Origin of the sequence: Curtobacterium sp. MCSS17_008 (genome assembly GCF_003234185.1) — a bacterium.
GTDB lineage: Bacteria > Actinomycetota > Actinomycetes > Actinomycetales > Microbacteriaceae > Curtobacterium.
This window is the reverse complement of sequence record NZ_QKSM01000023.1, coordinates 1-17,914: the sequence shown is the minus strand read 5'-3', so window position 1 is coordinate 17,914 and position 17,914 is coordinate 1. Positions and strand designations below refer to the sequence as shown.

At 67.6% G+C, this 17,914-nt stretch carries 21 protein-coding genes; 19 read left to right on the top strand and 2 right to left on the bottom strand.

Annotated features, from left to right (window positions below; translation table 11 throughout):
* Window positions 1-82 precede the first annotated feature (82 nt).
* The 8 genes from DEJ23_RS14895 (at window position 83) to DEJ23_RS14855 (ending at window position 6,618) form a co-directional block, all read left to right on the top strand.
* Window positions 83-1,285, top strand: a complete 1,203-nt coding sequence (locus tag DEJ23_RS14895; protein ID WP_111241017.1) for an ROK family transcriptional regulator — start codon at window positions 83-85, stop codon at window positions 1,283-1,285.
* Window positions 1,285-2,769 carry a sulfatase-like hydrolase/transferase gene (locus DEJ23_RS14890; RefSeq protein ID WP_111241016.1) on the top strand — a complete coding sequence of 495 codons (1,485 nt, stop codon included), beginning with the start codon at window positions 1,285-1,287 and terminating at the stop codon, window positions 2,767-2,769. Before DEJ23_RS14895 ends, DEJ23_RS14890 begins: the two co-directional genes overlap by 1 nt.
* Before the next feature lie 49 nt (window positions 2,770-2,818).
* On the top strand, window positions 2,819-3,877 hold the full coding sequence (locus tag DEJ23_RS14885; protein WP_181429287.1) for a formylglycine-generating enzyme family protein: 1,059 nt from the start codon (window positions 2,819-2,821) through the stop codon (window positions 3,875-3,877).
* Window positions 3,874-4,269, top strand: a complete 396-nt coding sequence (locus DEJ23_RS14880; RefSeq protein WP_111241015.1) for a YidH family protein — start codon at window positions 3,874-3,876, stop codon at window positions 4,267-4,269. The genes DEJ23_RS14885 and DEJ23_RS14880 overlap by 4 nt, the downstream gene beginning before the upstream one ends.
* The gene (locus tag DEJ23_RS14875; RefSeq protein ID WP_111241014.1) at window positions 4,266-4,463 is read left to right on the top strand and encodes a DUF202 domain-containing protein; all 198 of its coding nucleotides are present in this window, start codon (window positions 4,266-4,268) and stop codon (window positions 4,461-4,463) included. Before DEJ23_RS14880 ends, DEJ23_RS14875 begins: the two co-directional genes overlap by 4 nt.
* A gap of 78 nt (window positions 4,464-4,541) precedes the next feature.
* Complete coding sequence (locus DEJ23_RS14870; RefSeq protein ID WP_111241013.1) at window positions 4,542-5,186, top strand: response regulator transcription factor; 645 nt, start codon at window positions 4,542-4,544, stop codon at window positions 5,184-5,186.
* Between the two features lie 400 nt (window positions 5,187-5,586).
* The gene (locus DEJ23_RS14860) at window positions 5,587-6,021 is read left to right on the top strand and encodes a hypothetical protein (protein ID WP_146240325.1); all 435 of its coding nucleotides are present in this window, start codon (window positions 5,587-5,589) and stop codon (window positions 6,019-6,021) included.
* 57 nt (window positions 6,022-6,078) lie between these two features.
* Window positions 6,079-6,618 carry a hypothetical protein gene (locus DEJ23_RS14855; protein ID WP_146240324.1) on the top strand — a complete coding sequence of 180 codons (540 nt, stop codon included), beginning with the start codon at window positions 6,079-6,081 and terminating at the stop codon, window positions 6,616-6,618.
* Window positions 6,619-7,059: 441 nt separating this feature from the next.
* Here DEJ23_RS14855 and DEJ23_RS15540 read toward each other — a convergent pair whose 3' ends face one another.
* Together DEJ23_RS15540 and DEJ23_RS15535 are read right to left on the bottom strand one after the other, a co-directional pair.
* Window positions 7,060-7,866 (bottom strand): hypothetical protein, encoded by an 807-nt coding sequence (locus tag DEJ23_RS15540; RefSeq protein WP_220034241.1) that lies wholly within the window; start codon window positions 7,864-7,866, stop codon window positions 7,060-7,062.
* Between the two features lie 434 nt (window positions 7,867-8,300).
* Window positions 8,301-9,158: a hypothetical protein gene (locus DEJ23_RS15535; protein ID WP_146240322.1), complete on the bottom strand. Its 858-nt coding sequence runs from the start codon at window positions 9,156-9,158 to the stop codon at window positions 8,301-8,303.
* A gap of 150 nt (window positions 9,159-9,308) precedes the next feature.
* Here DEJ23_RS15535 and DEJ23_RS15530 point away from each other — a divergent pair, with 150 nt between their 5' ends.
* The 11 genes from DEJ23_RS15530 (at window position 9,309) to DEJ23_RS14790 (ending at window position 17,767) form a co-directional block, all read left to right on the top strand.
* Window positions 9,309-9,500, top strand: a complete 192-nt coding sequence (locus DEJ23_RS15530) for a hypothetical protein (RefSeq protein ID WP_146240321.1) — start codon at window positions 9,309-9,311, stop codon at window positions 9,498-9,500.
* 214 nt (window positions 9,501-9,714) lie between these two features.
* A complete protein-coding gene (locus tag DEJ23_RS14840; protein WP_111241008.1) occupies window positions 9,715-9,930 on the top strand; it encodes an antitoxin VbhA family protein in 216 nt (71 codons plus the stop codon).
* A 5-nt stretch (window positions 9,931-9,935) separates the two neighbouring features.
* A complete protein-coding gene (locus DEJ23_RS14835; RefSeq protein WP_111241007.1) occupies window positions 9,936-10,772 on the top strand; it encodes a Fic family protein in 837 nt (278 codons plus the stop codon).
* Window positions 10,772-11,344: a recombinase family protein gene (locus DEJ23_RS14830; protein WP_111241006.1), complete on the top strand. Its 573-nt coding sequence runs from the start codon at window positions 10,772-10,774 to the stop codon at window positions 11,342-11,344. The genes DEJ23_RS14835 and DEJ23_RS14830 overlap by 1 nt, the downstream gene beginning before the upstream one ends.
* Window positions 11,341-11,991, top strand: a complete 651-nt coding sequence (locus tag DEJ23_RS14825; protein ID WP_111241005.1) for a hypothetical protein — start codon at window positions 11,341-11,343, stop codon at window positions 11,989-11,991. Before DEJ23_RS14830 ends, DEJ23_RS14825 begins: the two co-directional genes overlap by 4 nt.
* Window positions 11,992-12,003: 12 nt before the next feature.
* A complete protein-coding gene (locus tag DEJ23_RS14820) occupies window positions 12,004-12,603 on the top strand; it encodes a PP2C family protein-serine/threonine phosphatase (RefSeq protein ID WP_309147090.1) in 600 nt (199 codons plus the stop codon).
* Between the two features lie 613 nt (window positions 12,604-13,216).
* Window positions 13,217-13,687: a MarR family winged helix-turn-helix transcriptional regulator gene (locus DEJ23_RS14810; RefSeq protein ID WP_181429286.1), complete on the top strand. Its 471-nt coding sequence runs from the start codon at window positions 13,217-13,219 to the stop codon at window positions 13,685-13,687.
* A gap of 270 nt (window positions 13,688-13,957) precedes the next feature.
* On the top strand, window positions 13,958-14,644 hold the full coding sequence (locus tag DEJ23_RS14805; RefSeq protein WP_111241001.1) for an acyl-CoA dehydrogenase: 687 nt from the start codon (window positions 13,958-13,960) through the stop codon (window positions 14,642-14,644).
* Entirely contained in the window at window positions 14,641-15,183 is a 543-nt protein-coding gene (locus DEJ23_RS14800) for a signal peptidase I (RefSeq protein ID WP_111241000.1), read from the top strand. Before DEJ23_RS14805 ends, DEJ23_RS14800 begins: the two co-directional genes overlap by 4 nt.
* A 26-nt stretch (window positions 15,184-15,209) precedes the next feature.
* Window positions 15,210-15,959: a hypothetical protein gene (locus DEJ23_RS14795; protein ID WP_146240320.1), complete on the top strand. Its 750-nt coding sequence runs from the start codon at window positions 15,210-15,212 to the stop codon at window positions 15,957-15,959.
* A gap of 89 nt (window positions 15,960-16,048) precedes the next feature.
* Entirely contained in the window at window positions 16,049-17,767 is a 1,719-nt protein-coding gene (locus DEJ23_RS14790; protein WP_111240998.1) for a choice-of-anchor G family protein, read from the top strand.
* The last annotated feature ends 147 nt before the right edge of the window (window positions 17,768-17,914 follow it).

Sequence of the window (17,914 nt, the reverse complement as noted above, 5' to 3'; positions counted from 1 at the left end):
GGGCGGTGTGTCCGCGCGGAGCAGTCTCACGAGCAACCACGGTTTCTGTCAAGTTGTTTGACGGAAATGAATTGGTGCCCTTATGGTCGACCACATGGACAACTCCGCTGCTCGCGTCTCGTCGGCGACTGTCGACGCGGTGCTCGCCGCGCTCTACCGTGAGGGCCCGCTGACCCGCGCCGCACTCTGCGCGATCACGGGCCTGTCACGTCCGTCTGTGTCCGCCGCCGTCGGGACCCTGGTCGCTACCGGCGTCGCGGAGGAACGGACTGAGCCAGCTGCCGGGCGTGGACGGCCGTCGCGTCGTGTCCGGTTGAGCACGCGCCGCGCGGACACCGTCGGCATCGAGCTCGGACGCAGTCACGTCGCCGTCGCCCTCGCCGATCTCAGTGGCGTCGTCTTCACAACGGCGGTCGAGGACATCGACGCTGCCTCGACGATGATCGAGCGGTGCAACGCCGCGCTGGCGGTACTCGATCGAGCAGCCGCTGACGGCGACATCGACATGCGCGAGGTCCGGCAGGTCGCCGTAGGGACGCCTGGGCCCCGATTTCACGCTGACGCGAGCCGTACCGCGGTGCCGCCGCGAAGCGCTCCGCTCGGCTCGCTCGCAGCGTTCGACGTCGGTCGCCTCGAGCGGGAACGCTCCGAGGTTGCGCAGCTGCTCATGGACCGGTTCAATGTCCCGGTCGTGGTCGGCAACAACACCCGGTGGACGGCAGTCGCCGAGGCCCACCGACGTGGCAACAATCTCGATCTGGTCTACATCCGTCTCGACGAGGGCGTCGGTGGCGGCATCGTCGAAAGCGGCGAAGCGGCCACCGGGACCGCCGGTGCCGCCGGTGAGGTCGGGCACATCAGCGTCGACCCGCTCGGCGACCGATGCCCGTGCGGCGGTCGGGGATGCCTTGAACTGGTGGCGAGCCTCCCATCAGTCCTCCGCGCCGCCGGTGCCCGCGACATCGACGACCTCCTCGCCCACATCGACGAGCCCCAAGTACATGCTGCCGTCGACCGTGCAGCCGTCGCGGCCGGTGGGGTGCTCGCGGGTCTGCTGGCAGCCACCAACCCGGCCGTGCTCGCCGTCGGCGGCGCCGTCGCAGAGCTTCCCGGATTCCTCTCCCGTCTGGATCAGGTCGCACGCGACGCGAGCCCGGACTGGGCGACCATCGACCTCGTCATCGAGCCTGCCGGCACGGACCGAATTCTCGGGGCCGTCGGCGCGGCGACCGCCGCGGCCGCCACGCTCGACGTCGTCGTTCCACTCCGACGAAAGGACGCCTGATGGCGGACAACATCCTCTTCCTCATGACCGACCAGCACACGCAGTCGACGCTCGGCTCATACGGCAACACCGTTGTCAAGACGCCGAACCTCGACCGCATCGCCGCGATGGGGACCCGTTTCGCCGAGACCTTCACCCCGACAGCGATCTGCACGCCGGCACGCGCGTCACTGCTGACTGGCGCGGCACCGTTCCGACACAAGCTCCTCGCGAACTACGAGCGAAACGTCGGCTACATCGAGGACCTCGCTGACGGTCAGTTCACCTTCGCCGAAGCGCTCCGTGATGCTGGGTACCAACTTGGTCTCGTTGGGAAGTGGCACGGCGGCGTCAAGAAGAACGCTGCAACCTACGGATTCGAGGGGCCGCAGTACGAGGGCTGGCACAACCCCGTCGACCACCCCGATTACCGAGCCTGGCTGCAGCAGCACGACCTGCCGGAGTACTCGATCAGCGACAAGGTCCGTGGGGTCACTCCGAACGGCGGCGAAGGGAACCTGCTGGCCGCCCGACTGCACCAGCCGCTCGAGGCCACGTTCGAGCACTACCTCGTGGATCGGACGATCGAGATGCTCGAGCGCTTCGCCGCGGGCGGCAAGGGAACCCCTCCCGCGCCGTTCTTCCTCGCCACTCACTTCTTCGGCCCGCACCTGCCGTACATCCTCCCGGACGAGTTCTTCGACATGTACGACCCCGACACGATTGAGCTGCCGGAGTCTGTGCAGGAGACCTTCGAAAACAAGCCGCCGGTGCAGAAGAACTACTCCGGCCTATGGACCTACGACACACTCCCTGAAGCGACCTCCCGGAAGCTCATCGCCGCCTACTGGGGCTACATCACCATGATCGACCTCGAGATCGGGCGGATCCTCGACGCCGTCGAGCGCCTCGGGCTGCTCGACTCGACGGCAATCATGATGACCGCAGATCACGGCGAGTTCACCGGCGCGCACCGACTGCACGACAAGGGCCCGGCGATGTACGACGACATCTACCGCATCCCCGGCCTCGTCCGGGTCCCCGGCATGCCGGAAGGCCAGGTGCGCGAGGAGCCGGTCACGTTGACAGACTTCACCGCTACGATCCTCGACATCGCTGGCCTCGACACCACACCCGCGGTTGACTCGCGGTCCATGCTTCCCCTGGTGCGCGGCGCGGACGTCGACTGGTCGGACACGGTGCTCTGCGAGTACCACGGACACCACTTCCCGTACCCGCAGCGGATGCTCCGGTCGAAGACGCACAAGCTGGTCGTCAACCCCGAGTCGGTCAACGAGCTGTACGACCTCGTCGACGACCCCTCCGAGCTGACGAACCGAATCAATGACCGGGCCTATCGGCAGATCCGTGACGCGATGATGACGGATCTCTACGAACAGCTCCGAGCACGCGGCGACAACTTCTACCACTGGATGACACCGATGTTCGAGATCGGCGGTGCCGACTACGACGCGACGCTGTCGTCGTTCGAAGACGCGAAGTAGTGACGGGGGCCGTCGCACGACGGCAAGCAGCGAGGAGGTGTGTGCGCGGATGAGTCACGACGACCATGGTCACGACTGCTGCGCACCGACGGGCCGGGCGGCGTTCACCTCCGGCTTCCGCTCGCCGGTGATCCCGGCCCACGGCACCGGAACGGCTGCCGAGCACGGGATCGAGCAGGCGCGCGTGCCGGCGCAGACCTTCGCGATGGGCGACGGGCAGGGCGACGGGAAGTGGGGGGACGGCGAGACGCCGGTGCACCCGGTGACGGTGTCGGCGTTCGACATCGACGTCACGAGCGTCACGAACGACGACTTCGCCCGCTTCGTCGACGCGACCGGGTACCGGACCGAGGCCGAGGTGTTCGGGTACTCGGCGGTGTTCCACCTAGCGCTCGACGCGGACGACGCGGACGTCCTCGGGCAGCCGCCGCAGACGCCCTGGTGGCTCGGGGTGCGCGGCGCGGACTGGCGGCACCCGGGTGGGCCGCGCTCGTCGATCGTGGGGCTGGGCGACCACCCGGTGGTGCACGTGTCGTGGAACGACGCGCAGGCGTACTGCGACTGGGCGGGTCGGGCGCTGCCGACGGAGGCGCAGTGGGAGGCAGCGTCCCGGGGTGGGCTCGAGCAGGCTCGGTACCCGTGGGGTGCGGACCTGGGTGCCGCCGACGGTGACGGTCGGCCGTGGCGGGTGAACATCTTCCAGGGGACGTTCCCGACCGAGAACACCCTGGACGACGGGTTCCTGACGACGGCGCCGGTGCGGTCGTATGAGCCGAACGGGTACGGGCTGTGGCAGACGGTGGGGAACGTGTGGGAGTGGTGCCGGGACGTGTTCGACGAGGGCACGTACGCCCGTGACGCCGCGGCGGGCACCGTCACCGACCCGTCCGGCCCGTCCGTGGCCGCGCTCGACGCCCCGCGGGTGATGCGGGGTGGGTCGTACCTGTGCCACGACTCGTACTGCAACCGGTACCGGAACGCGGCGCGGTCGCAGAACACGCCGGACTCGTCGATGGGCAACGCGGGGTTCCGGACCGTGTCCCGTCCGACAGTCGGTGCGGCGTCGGCGTCGTCGTCGGCGTCGTTCGGTCCGGGAGGCGCGGCGTGAGCGACGAGGTCGGCGACCGTCCGGCGGGTGCCCCGGACCGCCGGTTCCCGCGGCGGGTGTACCGGCTTGGTGCGGAGCCGGACGCCCGGTTCAGCCTGGCGAACGAGCGCACCTTCCTGGCGTGGATCCGTACCGCGCTGGCGCTGCTGGCCGGCGGGGTCGCGTTGGAGGCGCTCGGCCTCGGCATCCACCCCGGGTTCCGGCTCGCGGCGTCCCTGCTGCTCATCGTGACCGGGATCGTCACGCCCCTGCAGGCGTGGTTTGGGTGGGCGCGGTCGGAGCGGTCGCTCCGGCAGGGCACCCCGCTTCCGTCGGCGGCACTCGCGCTGCCGGTCGGGATCGCGGTGATCGTGGTTGGGGCGCTCGTGTTCCTCGGCGTGCTCTCCCGATGACCGAGCGGCAGGTGTTCGATCCCGGCCTGCAGCCCGAGCGGACCGCGCTGGCGTGGCGACGGACGGCGCTAGCCCTCACGGTCGCCGCGCTCGTGGCGGTGCGGATCCTCCCCGAGACACTCGGCCTCTGGACGGTGCTTCCCGCAGGGGCCGGACTGGTCGCCGCGGTCGCCGTCCTCGTCGCCGCACACTGACGGCACGTACGGGTCCACCGCACCCTCGTCGGCAGCGACACCGATCGGGTGCCGCTCGTTTCCCTTCGGTGGCGACTCGTGACGATCCGCGTGCTCGTCGCGGACGACCACCTCGCCGTGCGCGAGACGATCGGGCGGATCCTCGGTGGAGAGCCCGACATCGAGGTCGTCGCCCGGTGCGGGGACGGCCTCGAGGCGCTCGAGGCCGCGCAACGACTGCGTCCGGACGTCGCCGTCGTTGACATCCGAATGCCCCGCATGGACGGCCTCGAGCTGACCCGTCTGCTCGCCGGCCCGAAGGCTCGGGTCCCCGTGAACGTCGTCGTCGCGACCACGTTCGACCTCGACGAGTACGTCTACGGAGCCCTGCGTGCCGGGGCGTCCGGGTTCCTCCTCAAGGACGCCGGACCGGCGCTCCTGGTGGAAGCGGTGCGCGCCGCCGACAGCGGGGACCAGCTCGTCAGTCCCTCCATCACCGTCCGGCTGCTCCGGCACCTGGCTCCCCGGGCGAGCAGCTCCTTGCACCCCGACCTCACGCCGCGCGAGATCGAGGTCGCCGAGCTGGTCGGCCGGGGGCTCACCAACGCCGAGGTGGGCGAGGCCCTGTTCATCTCGCTCGGGACCGTGAAATCGCACCTGTCGGCCCTGCAGCTGAAGCTCGACGCCCGCAACCGCGTCGAGATCGCCGCCTGGGCGTGGAGCTCGGGGCTGCTGCGCCCCTGAGCAGGACGCCACGGACCGGCCGAACGGCCCGAACCAGCGCACCGACCCGTTCACCGGGCCCGCCGACTACGACGAGCTGACCGCCCCGGGCCTCCCCGCGGATGAGCTGCCGGTGGGGGAGTTCACCCCGCGGGAGTCGGCGATCTTCCGGCAGGGCCAGCGTTGGGGATGGGAGTCGCGACAGTCTGAGGTAGACGCTGCATGGAACGCCTACCGCGACGCTGACTACGACGCCGACCGGTACTACCGAGCCGAATACGACCACGACAACCACGACTGCGCCATTCACGCGAACAACGGGCCGTACAAAGGGGGCGCGGACCCGACTGTTGCAGTGGGACTACTGGCCCGACGAAGAAGAACAACTCCCGCCCGACCCGCACAGAGAGGACACGGCACCGTGACCGACAGCACAAGGAGCTCGCATGCACGCGGTCTGGAAGCGATCGCGACGCGCGATGGTCGTTGGTGGCAGGTGCGCCTTCCCGAGCTTGAAGCCGTCGGGCAAGCGCGCACGATCCGCGAGATCCCCGCAGTCGCGGCCGAGATCGGTGCGCTGCACTTAGGTGTCCCCGAGGCGGAGCTCGAGGCGCAAGTGACCGTGCGTGTCTCCGCGGAGGCGGATCAACTCTGGGATGAGGCACGCGACGTTGAAGACGCGGCGCGCGCCGCGCTCCAGCGAGCCGCGGCGCTCCGCCGTCAAGCCGTGCAGCGAGCGCGTGCCGACGGGTACAAGCTGGACGCAGCCGCTGCGGCATTCGGAGTGACCACGTCACGCATCCAGCAGCTCGCCGCGGGGGCCGCGGCCGTCCCGCTACCCCCTACTGAGGGATAGTCGATGTCCGCTCCTGTGGATAGGCTCAGTCGGTTCAATTTCCCGAAAGGCCCTCACATGCGCTCCGCTGCACTTTTCGTTCTTCCTGCCGTTGTGGCGGTCGGTCTCCTGGCTGGCTGCTCTACCTCCCCTGCGACGGGGGACTCGAACGGCACCATTAGCGACAACACTCCGTCAGCTTCGGCCACGTCCACTCCCTCGCAGGCGGCTGCCGAGAACCCGAAGTTCGGCCAGGCGTTCACGTTCAAGAGCGGACTCAAGGTCACCATCTCCGCGCCCGAGGCCTACACGCCGTCGACCTATGCTTCGGGCGCAGCCGCGAACAACATCAAGTTCAACGTCACGATCGAGAACGGGTCTGACGAGGCTGTTACCCCCGTCATCTTCCAGTACACCGCAACTGCCGGTGGCCAGGCCGGAAACGAGATTTTCGACACCGAGCAGAAGGTCGGGGCCTATGACGGACCGAACTCTGTCGCGCCCGGCGCATCTGCGAGCTATGTCATCGGCTACGGCTTCGCAGGCTCTGCCGACGGCGTCACCGTTACATTCGACCCGTCGGACTTCGTCTCCAAGCCCGCAACGTTCACTGCGTAAGCAGACGTAGCGGCAGCGTGAAGCGGCCCCGGGGATCCGTCCCCCGGGGCCGCTTCGCTTTGTCGGAAGGTCGAATCCATCGGGGTTCGCACCGATTCGCGTCGTGCGGTAGACGGTGAGAGATCGAGCAGGGCCGTCGTGTCTGAAGGTTCGTGACCGCACCCGCCCACATCCGGTACGTCGTCCCGTCGCGCCTGGTGAGCTCCACCAGGCGGGCACGATCCGTGTACGCGACGAAGACCGCGAGCTCTTGCACGGTCGTGTTCAGGCGGAACCGCAGCCAGACGTCCAGGGGCGCGCCGTCGGGCAGCTCCGTCACCGGCCCCGCTCCGCGCTCCTCCTCGGTCAGTGACACCGGCGCTGGCCTCGTCAGGAACTCGTTGAGCGCACCAGCCGTTGAATCTGACCCGTACCGGCGGTTCTTACCCATACCCTAGGTCGTCAGAGGCGACGCCGACGTCGACGTCGACGTCGAGCGGGGCCTAGCAGCACTCCCACGGCGGTCATCGCCGCGGCAGCACCGAGTGCCTGCCCCGGATTCTGACCGGTGTATGCAAGCTGCTGGCGCGGCGCAGATGTTGTTGTTTGCGCAGCCGCCGGGGTCCGGTCGGCTGGGTTCGAAGCGCCGACCGGTGCCGGAGCGTTCGTCGGCTCGGTGGTCTGAGCAGGCGCGATGGGAACGAAGACGTTCGCGCCGGTACCGGAACCAGAGAAGCGATTGTCACCTGCGAACTCGGCGATGACCTTCCGCTGCCCTGCCATCGTTGCGGCGTAGATGGTTGTTTGTCCGTTGCTGAGGTAGCCGACACCGATGCGGTAGAGCTGGCCGATGTTGTCGTACTCGTAGAGGTCAACACGTCCGGTCGAACCACCGCTTGGGTCCACCCTGACCACGTACGGAGACTTTGCCTTCGCCACCGGGTTCGCAGGCAAGGTCAGTGTCGTCTTGGTCGCCGCACGCGGATCAGGCTTCACCTCGAAGGTGACGCGATTACTGACCCACTCAGCACCGGTATAGGTCTCTCGGACCACCGCCTCCACCCAGTTTGTCCCAACCTGGGCGCGGGCGTTCCCTTGGAACTGGCCGTCGGGGGATAGTCCGTAACCGTTGCTTATCAGACCGTCGCTTGAGCGGTACCCAATGGAGTACCGCGATGCCTGCTCAGTGAGCCCGGTAACGCGCCCGGTGAAGTGCACCAGCTGCTCCGGCTTCGCCCGGTCGGCGGTGATGTCAACGATTGGATCCACCGTTACGGTTGGGTCCACCTCACTCGACGCGTCGGGAACAGCAGCGACCGCAGCTGGCGCCTCGGTAGCAGTTGCGCTCGGGGTGCTAGCCGCGGCCGGTGTGGCTTCGTCTGCAGAGGCAGCGTTGGCGGCCCCAGCTGCAACGATGGAGCCGGCTGTAAGTGTTAAAGCGAGCGCGGACACGGCTACTGCGCGTCGAAGGTGAAAAGCCACGGATGTCCTAGGGGATGACGGCAACGGGTAACGGGACGCTACCGGGAGAGAATCTAGCATTCTTCACGTTTTAATTGTGTTCCCTTCGAACAGGCGCACGTACGAGCGTTGGCTGAAGCACGTCTGTTGAGCGATCGGGGAACGGACGGCTACGAGTCAGGGACAGTCGCGCAGCGAGAGGATCGCTCGCGCCACACGCAGCTGTTGGATCGGCGGGTGTTTCAGCGGCAGGTTGCCTGGGTGAACTTCGCCGTGAAGACGCCGCTTCGAGTGAACGTGAACTCGAGCGCACCCGTCTCGTCCTCGCCGAGGGCATAGAGGGTGTCGTTTGACGACGCGATGACTACTCCTGCACTGTCTAGGCCGTTCACGGCGACGTACACGCCTGACGGGCAGGCGTCGTATGCGTAGACCTTCGCTTTGAAGCATGAGCCGAACGAATACTCGCAGCCTCCCTCGAAGCCGTCGTCGCCTCGGCTCAGCCACTTCAGCGCGATACCGGACCCCGCATCTTGGAACCCGGCGGGCAGATCCGGAGTGGTCTCCGCCAGAGTCGTGTCGTCGTCTGGGTTGGAGGCGTTACGGGTCTCTTTGCCGGCGGTGCCCACGCTGACGGAGACCATCATCACTATGAGCGCGAGGGTGGGTATGGCAATGATGGTGAACCACCAGCCCACGGGAAGTACCTGACGGGACTTCCTTACCGGACGCGGTTGCTCGATGGTCGCAAAACCGGGGTCGCCCTCGTTCAACCAGGTGCGGCCGGTCCAATACCGCCACGTCTCTCGCTTCCACCCGTGCTCGTGCCAGCCGACACGGCGAATGTTGTTGTTGGCTCCGGGCTTCGCGCCGGGATCGGGGGACGGTATCACGGCTGGCGCCACCTGAACTGCGGGCACGTCCGGTCCGGGCACGGTTCCCTCGCTCATGGCGGACGTTCCCGATCCCGATGCTTTCGCGTTCTCGCGAACGGCGCGCTCAACAATCCATTCGGAGCCATCCCAGTAACGTTCGCGGCCAGCGACCGCGGAGGCATACCAACCAGCGGGCGCAGCAGGTGGGGTGTCGTCGTCGTGCACAGGAGCCTCTCACAAAGGGGACCGTTCAAGCCTAAGAGACGCGACACGCGCTCACTACTCCGAGGCGGGGTGCCAGGCGGCAAAAGTGCTTGACTGGTGCGGGATCATGATTCCGCCCCGTCCGACAGACGACCCCTACCGGGCTTCCAAATGAGCAGCGCCGTCTCCTGCGCAGGTGCCGACGCTGCTGCTGCGCGAGCACTGACGGTGCTGTCCACCGACCCGGCGCCACCTCCCAAGATTCAAGTCGCCGACTTCTACGCCGAGAGTCGCGCGCGGATTGACCCAGACTACAAATCCGACTGGGACGGGCTGGTCGCGATCGTCGCCCCACCGATCTAGGTGGCTGCCCGGTCGCCCGTCGTCATCCGGCCGGTAGCTGGAGTCAAAAACAATCGTTTCTGCCGGCCTGCAGGACGTCGACGCCGAACCGCAGCAGTGCGCGGAAGCTGGTTCGTCAAAACTCATCGTCAAAACGTTCCGCCGTCAAAACCTGTGGCTACCGTTTTTGCTGCTAAGGGAGTAAAATTGAGGCACTGACTTGGGGGAGGACCCGATGGCAACACAGACCAAGACCACGCAGCTCACCGACACCGAGCGCATGCGTCGTCAGCAGATCATCGACGAGGCCCGCACCATGACCGAGCTCGAGGGCGGACGCTCCTCTGACGAGGTCCGTGCGCTGCAGGACCAGTGGGTCCGTGGCGAGCTCACGCGGCAGGAGATGAGCGCCGAGGTGCGCCGACTCCGCCCGTCCATCGCCGACCGCTGAAAGGCATGGCGAACCTCGACCGCGACGCCTGGCTGGCTACGCGGCCCTGGCAGACCGGCGCAACCCACGACGACCGGTGGAAGGGCTACTTCGACACCGACACCGGGCTGCTTCGCACCCTGTCCGCCGAGCCGATCCACACGACCGCCGAGTTGCGCCGGTTCGAGGACGACCGCGTGGAGGACCGGTGGGTCGAGCTACAGGACCAGCCGATCCGGGGTGACTTCGGTATCGAGCACCTGCAGGCGATTCACCGGCACCTGTTCCAGGACGTCTACCCGTGGGCCGGAGAAATCCGTACCGTCGGGATCCAGAAGGAAGGGCAGGGGTTCCTGCCGCCCGAGCACGCCAGCTTCGTCGTGAACGGCGCTGCGCGCATGATGCGCGAGGACGGCATGCTCGCCCCCGGCATGGACGACGCCCGCTGGGCGAGCCTGCTCGCCGATCGGTTCAACGACGTGAACGACGCGCACCCGTTCCGCGAGGGCAACGGCCGCACCCAACGCACCTACTTCAACCAGGTCGCCGAGGCCGGCGGCAAGACGATCCACTGGTCCGTTCTCACCAAGGAGCAGAACATCGCCGTCTCCCATGCCGCGCGTAGCGGCAACCTCGAGCCGCTGCGCTCCGCGTTCAGCGTGATGGTCACTGACCGGATGGACTCGACCGCGCTGCAGCGCGCCAAGCAGGCCGCCGAGGCCATGCGCGGCATCAGCTCTGTCCCGCCCGGCTACGCCGCCGGGCGCTCCGCCGGCGCGGGGGAGCGGTCCTACTACGGACCCTCCGGCCGAGCCTCCGGGCAGAACGTCACCGGACCCCGACGCGACGGGTACGACCGCTGATGACGATCGTCGGCTACGCCCGCGTCTCGACGCTCGATCAGGTCCTCGACTCCCAGGTCGACGAGCTCACCGCTGCCGGCGCGACGCGGATCTTCACCGACAAGGCATCCGGCAAGCTCGACGCCCGACCCGGCCTCGCGGCCGCGCTCGACTACCTCCGCGACCACGAGGGTGACGTCCTCGTGGTCACCCGCATCGACCGGCTCGGCCGATCCCTGCAACACCTGGTCCGCGTCGTCGACGACCTCAAGGCCCGCGGCATCGAGTTCCGATCCCTGCACGAGGGCATCGACACCACCACCGCCGGCGGTGAGATGTTCTTCGTGATCTTCGCCGCGATCGGACAGTTCTCCGGACGCATCATCAGCGAACGCACGCACGAGGGCCTGGCGGCCGCTCGAGCACGTGGTCGCCGCGGCGGCCGACCACGCGCGATGACGCCGAACAAGCTCGCCACTGCGCTCCGCATGCGCGCCGACAACCACACTTACGAGGAGATTGCCGGAACCATCGGTGTCAGCCCGTCGACCGTCTCTCGCGCTCTCTCCGACGCGCTGGCGAACGCATCGTGAGCGACGACATGGCGACGTTAATCGCCGGCGTCGTTGGTGCCGTGCTCGGCGCCGCTGGCGCCGTCACCACCACGATCCTCACAAACAGCAGCGAACGCGCAGCACGGAAGACCGACCGCGAGGAAGACCGGAAGGATCGAGCCGCGGAACTCGCTCAGGAGCGGACCGTGCACCGTCTGGACCAGGGTCGCGCCGCGGCTCGTGACGCACTCGCCATCACGTCCCAGTTCTTCGTCAAGCCATCGAACCCCGGCGAAGGACCGAATAGTGACAGCTTCATCGGGTTCTCTGGCTGGGACGAGATCCGGCGCATCGAAGACCTCGCCGAGCTGATCGACCACGAGACCGTCCGAGATACCGTTCGCGCCATCGTCAAGGCCATCGGTACCGCGGACTTCGTAACCATGTGGAAGCGCTACTACAGCTACCCGCACGTCTTCACCACCCGTGAACGGGAGTACGAGCTGCTGTTGATCCTCCGGCGTGCTCTGGGCGCTTACCTGCGCGACGAAGAGGACAAGTATGCGGCCATCCTGGTCGAGGCTCAGGCGGAAGAGAAGGAAGGCGCCGAGGCGGAAGGGCACATCACGCGCGGCGGTGACTACCGTTCGAGCCCGCTCGACGGCCCGACTGTTGGAGGTTCGTAGCGACGCTCGGCGCTGCTGTCCGCTCCGCGGCCGACTCCCTGCTGCGCGCGCAGCACGTTCCGTGGCGTTGCCCTCACTGTCGCTGATGTCATGGGAAAGGGGCCCGCCGCGGGAGCATTGGCGGCATCGGTCCAGGCGGCGTTCCGAGCGCAGGATCCCGACAGCAATGTCGCTGACGTCGTCACCGCCACTGACGAAAGGGTGAGCCCGGACCTCGTCATAATGGAGTCGTTCGCGACGGCCTTCCACGCCCACCTCGATCAAGCAACTGGGCGGGTTGATTACGGTGACGCCGGTCATGGCATTGCCATGCACCTGCGCGCCGGCCAGCAGACGCCGCACTTGCTGCTCTCACACGATCTTCCGTTGGGAGTACACCCCGGAGCGTGGCGTCGCACGTCTGGCTCCCTGATGCTCGAACCCGGCGATGCGCTCATTGTGTGCAGCGACGGCGTCCTCGACCTCTACGACGGCACGCTCGCTGCGCTGAACCAGCTCGCGACGCTCTACCGCCTCGCGCCCGCGGCGTTCCTCATTGCTGTTAAAGAACTCGTCATGGACCGAGGTGCTGACGACGACATCACGATCCTCGTCCTGACACGCACGCGCTAACCCGCACTTCTCTCACAGCACCGACAAGTGCAGCAGTATCGGCTGGGCTGGGCTGGGCTGGGCTGGAAGCGGGACCGGGGCAGAGGCATACCGGCGCAGCCTGGTGGGATGGCTCGACACGGTGAGTGGCACCCAAGCGCCCGGATCCAGCTGCAACACTCTTCCAAGGTCTGTACATACGCATCAAGTTTTCAGCGCGAAAGGTACAGACGCCGAACCGTTAATTGCTCAAACCGTTTGCTTTGTGAAAGAGTCCTGTTCGTCCGCAGGGGACAGCAACGAAGCAGAAGGGCGGGACCACCATGCACAGCACGTACTCAAGGATGCCGCGGCGCGCTCGCCTCGCCGGCAGCCACCCGCGCATCGGCCTCACCGACCCGGCCGTAATCGACGCTTATGTCGAGCGCCGAGTCACCGACCCGTCCCTGCTCTCCCGGAGCAGCAGCGAGCCGACGTACGCCGACTTCTTCAACGCACCTACCGCCGCATAGCGTCACCCCAGCACCACGCCCACTCAGAAGAGGTACATGATCACATGCCGTTGACCGTTGTCCGCCGTGAGCACATGCACCTTTACGCCCGAGAGCCACGGACCCGTACGGCGAAGAACGCGGTGGATGCACTGCTTCGGTTGCAGCATGCTGAGGAACAGCAGCTCGATAACGCCCGCAGCGAGAGCGGGTTGACGAAGAACGAGTTTCTGGCGGTCCGGTACATGCTTCAAGCACGCCGGGACGGCCGCGCAATGGGACCGAAGGACCTCGCGGTCATGCTCAACGTATCGAACGCATCAGTGACGAAGATCGTCGATGGTCTCGTGGTGAAGGGTGACTTCGTGCGGTCGGCGCATCCCACCGACCGGCGGGCGCAGGTGCTCGAGCCGACGGTCCAGGCCGCGCAGAAGATTGACGAGTCGTACGCCCGGTTCCACGAGGCTGTCGTCGAGGTCGTCGACCACCTGTCACGGGAGGACAACGAGGTCCTTGCACGCGTGCTGTCCTCGGTCGTTCAGGCATTGACGGGCGGCGCTCCGGCACCAGTCGACGAGTACACCATCGAGGAGCCGGCTCCCGCCGGATCGTAACCAGCGGAGCCACCAGCGCAGCTCACGCCACCGCGCGAGCGCTCGGTTTGTGATGTACGTCTCACCGGGTGCGTCGCTCATCAGCACCCCGCGAGCCGGTGCGCCGGTGACTGCGGTTTGAGCCGCCCCCTTGATCCCCGTCGCCAGCCTTGCGAGGATGTCTCAAGCAGCGGACCCGCGGGGGCGTCGCCGCGATCCTCACCAGATCGTCTGCGTCGAAGGGCCAACCACCCACACTCCTCGTCCGCGTTCACGGATCAGGAGCAATCGATGTCAGAACAGTCCAGCGCGCCCGCTTCACGGCGGACGAAGATCTTCGCTCTCGTCGCCGGCGGCGCACTCGTCGTAGGAGGTGTCGGCTACACCCTCGCGTCGTGGACCGACACGGAGTGGGTCTTCGGCGGAAACGGCGATGACGGCGCCGGCGTCGGCACGTCAACGTTCGAGGTGGAGCAGAACGTCACCGGGGCGCCGTACACCGCGGGATGGGCGCAGTCCGAGACGAACCCCGGTCAGGCGATGACCTTCACCGCCGAAGCTCTCGCGCTCTCGCCGGGTGATGCCACCTACGCTGCGGTCGCGTTGCGCACCGTCGCTGGATCGGTGGCCGGTGATGTCCGGCTCGCGTCCGCTGTTCCCGCCGACGGCGTCACGGCGGCCGACGCCGACGACGTCCTCTGGGATGCCCTCCAGGTCCGTGTCGCAGTCACGGCCACGACGACCACGTGCGACGCGGCGGCCTTCGCTGACCCTGCCTCGGTGATCGCGGACGGGGCGCTGGCAACGACGGGTGCTTCCGTCGCACAGACACTCGCCGCGAACTCGGCGTCGACGCAGGCTTACTGCTTCGAAGTGTCACTGCCGCCGAACCCGACGCTTCCGGCAGGGACGACGGTGGACCAGCTGCAGGGACGAACCGCGGCACCAGCGTGGGAGTTCGCCGCCGAGTCCTCATGAGCACAGCCGTTGCTCGACCAGCACGACGGCGGCATCCGCTCGTCGTGCTGCGTGGCGTCCTCGTGACCGTCGCCGGAGTCGTCGGGATCATCTGCGTGATCTGGTGGGTGATCGCGGCGACCACCGGGCTGTCGTTGATCGTCGTCACGACGGGCTCGATGTCGCCAACCGTCCCGGCCGGGTCGGTGGTCGTGTCCGAACGCGTTCCAGCCGCATCCGTGCGGGCCGGCCAGGTGGTGACGGTCCCGCGCCCCGGTGCCAGCCTCCCCGTCACACACCGAGTGGTGACGGTCGAGCGGGTCACGGGTGACACAGTCGCCCGGCAGTTCACGCTCCGCGGTGACGCCAACGGCACCAACGACCGGGACCAGTACATCGTCCGCGAGGCGGGGCTTGTCATCGCGGCAGCACCCGTGCTCGGGTCGGTTCTGCAGGCCGCGTCAACCCCGGCTGCACGTGGACTCGCGGTCGCCGTCGTCGGGCTGCTCGTTGTATGGACGTTCTGGCCGGCACGTCGCGCCCCATCGGATGAGCGTTGAGCGGCGGGCCGGCTCGTATCGCTGCGGTGTTTGCCGCCGTCGGTGCAGTTGTGTGTGGCTTAGTCGGAATTGTCAGCGCTGCTGACGCGGTCATGTCGGCCGAGTGGAGTGCGGTACCGGAGACGGGTGCGCCGGGTGGGCTCGTCCTCGACTCGGCCTCGTACCCGCTGCGGATCCCCGATCTCTCGCCCGGCGCCCCTGCCTACTGGCAGATCCACACCCGTGTCGATCGTGACGAGTCAGTCGCTCTCGACCTCGAACTCCGAAAGGACGGCACCCTGGTGACACACCCCGACGGGCTGCGCGTCGCCGTCACCGCCTGCGACCACGAGTGGCAGCACATGGCCACGACGCCAACCTGCGACAGCGCCACTCCCATCCTTGAAGCGGGTCCCACCGACCGGTTGGCCGGACTCTCGAAACCTGTCCCGCATCCGGACCACGACGGCGAAGCCTTCCTGCTCGTCGAACTCTCGGTCGCAGACACTACTGCCGCGGCAGCCGACCAAAGTCTGATGGGGTTGACGGCGACGATCGGCATCGGCGTGACTGCCACGGCAGACACCCCCACAGCGGCGCCAGCTGCGTCGGCATCCCCTGACGCGGCCGCCTCTTCACGGTCGAGATCTGCAGGGCATCCGCCAACAGCGTCGACCACCAAACAAGTCGATTCGCTTGCGTACACCGGCGGTGCGTTCCTTGCACCGGTCCTGCTCGCCGGCGCACTCGTCCTCTCCGGGGTGGCCATCCGGCTCCGCCGTCGGGCACGGTCATGACCCGCCGCGGGTTCCTGCGTCCGCTGCGGCGCGCACGATGGGCGGTAGCCGCCGGGGTCGTGGCCGTCGTTGCCGTGACTGTTCCCGGTGTGAGCTCGAGCACCGCGTCGTGGACGGACCGGGAGTGGACTCGCGGAGGGGTCGGCACCTCGGCGTTCCGCTGCGGTACCGACGACGACTACACCAGCCGGTCCGCCAGCCGCTTCCTCAGCGGCACCCTTGCCGGTACCGACCTTGACTCCGTCGCCACGGTCGAAGGCGTCGATGTCACGAAGACAGGAACCACGGGCGCGACGGTCGATCCCGTCACGGCACCCGAGATCACCAGCGACCGCACCACCGCAGCGTTCGGCAACCCGCTCGACGTGGGACTCCTCGGCGATGTACTCGGACTGAACCTCACGGGGCTCGGCGTCGGTCTGCCGGCGGGCTCCGCCGGCGCGGTGAACCAGATCGCCAAGTCATCAGCGACCGGGGAGTCCACAGCCGCCGCAGGTCTCGTCAACAACTCGGGTGGTTTGCTTGTCACCGACAGCACTCCGACCGATCAGCTCCCAGAGCCCGCGTCGCTCGATGTCGGACAGGCGCTACCGGCCATCTCCGGGATCACCGACGTCGGGCTCGAAGTAGGAGCTGTCGGATCGACAGCACAGCTTGATGGCTGCGGCCTGCTCGAGGACCAGATCTGGGGAGCAGCGACAGGGGCACGAAACGAGATCGGCTCCGTGGCCATCGCGCGGACGGCAACGACGGTGGCGGCGGCACCCGCCCCGCACGTCGTCCGCAACTACGGCATCGCCAGTCTCGACCTCCGCGTCGACAGCCCCCTGGTCGGGTCGCTGGTGCAGTCGGTCAACAACACCATCGGCACCCTCGACCAGTCTGTGACAGCCCTCGCCGGAACGAACGGCCTGCTCTCCCAGGCGATCCAGCAGAACATCGTCGGAGCACTCACCAACGGTCTCGGACTCGGCACCGTCTCCGGCACGGTCGCAGTGGACGGAGCGAAACTCGCCCCCGCACTCACGCCCGTGCTCACGCAACCACTCACCGACGGCACCCTCACCGTCGACCTCGCCACCGGGACCGTGCGCGTCGACCTCGCCCACCTGCTCGGCGACGACGCAAAAGGCCTCAACGACCTGCCCCCGAACACCGAGATCGTGCTCGACGCCGCCCTGCTCAACGACCTCACGGCACGGCTGGGCACACTCCTCGATACGTGGACGGAACGCGTCGTCACCCTGCTGACAACCCTCCTGCAGGACCTCACGATCAAGATCGCACTGAACGTGAACCTCAACCTGCTCGGAGTCCCACTCGTGCAGCTCAACATCCGGATGGACAGCGGTGTCCACGCCCTCATGGCCGGACGGTCCTCCCTCACCGTCGGCACGACGCTGCTCGGCTTGAACCTCGGCCTCCTCACGGGCGTCGTCAGCGCTCTCGTCGCCGGTCTCGTGAACGGGCTTCCCGCCGTGATCCTGTCTACCCTGACGACAAATCTCCTCACCCCCGCCAGCACGCTCGGCAGCACGCTCGCGGGGATCGTCCGCCCGCTACTCACCGCGGTGGGCAGCGTTCTCTCGTTCCTCCCCGGCCTGCTGTCGCTGACAGTGAACGTGCAGGAAGAGCGGCCGGGTGCGCGCGACGGCACCGCCGTACGCACTGGCACGTACTCGGTTGCAGCGCTACGGATCCAGCTCCTCAGCGCGATGGTGAGCGGCAGCCTCGCCCGGATCGACCTCGCCTCGTCGGCGGTAGGCCCGGCTCAGGTGAACCTTCGGCCCGCCCTTGACATCGTCTAAGTTCGAGATGTCCCGCGCGATCCAGCTGAGGGCCTGGACCGAAGCCCGCTCACTGTCCTAGGGCTTGGCGCCCTCGGCGGCGAGGTGGATGGCCTGTTGCATCCGCACGGAGACCTTCGCTGACATCGCCGTGGTGGGGTGCACGCC

Coding starts and splice junctions, on each gene's coding strand:
- DEJ23_RS14895 (WP_111241017.1), top strand. CDS start 83: ATGGTCGACCACATGGACAACTCCGCTGCTCGCGTCTCGTCGGCGACT.
- DEJ23_RS14890 (WP_111241016.1), top strand. CDS start 1,285: ATGGCGGACAACATCCTCTTCCTCATGACCGACCAGCACACGCAGTCG.
- DEJ23_RS14885 (WP_181429287.1), top strand. CDS start 2,819: ATGAGTCACGACGACCATGGTCACGACTGCTGCGCACCGACGGGCCGG.
- DEJ23_RS14875 (WP_111241014.1), top strand. CDS start 4,266: ATGACCGAGCGGCAGGTGTTCGATCCCGGCCTGCAGCCCGAGCGGACC.
- DEJ23_RS14855 (WP_146240324.1), top strand. CDS start 6,079: ATGCGCTCCGCTGCACTTTTCGTTCTTCCTGCCGTTGTGGCGGTCGGT.
- DEJ23_RS15530 (WP_146240321.1), top strand. CDS start 9,309: ATGAGCAGCGCCGTCTCCTGCGCAGGTGCCGACGCTGCTGCTGCGCGA.
- DEJ23_RS14840 (WP_111241008.1), top strand. CDS start 9,715: ATGGCAACACAGACCAAGACCACGCAGCTCACCGACACCGAGCGCATG.
- DEJ23_RS14835 (WP_111241007.1), top strand. CDS start 9,936: ATGGCGAACCTCGACCGCGACGCCTGGCTGGCTACGCGGCCCTGGCAG.
- DEJ23_RS14830 (WP_111241006.1), top strand. CDS start 10,772: ATGACGATCGTCGGCTACGCCCGCGTCTCGACGCTCGATCAGGTCCTC.
- DEJ23_RS14805 (WP_111241001.1), top strand. CDS start 13,958: ATGTCAGAACAGTCCAGCGCGCCCGCTTCACGGCGGACGAAGATCTTC.
- DEJ23_RS14800 (WP_111241000.1), top strand. CDS start 14,641: ATGAGCACAGCCGTTGCTCGACCAGCACGACGGCGGCATCCGCTCGTC.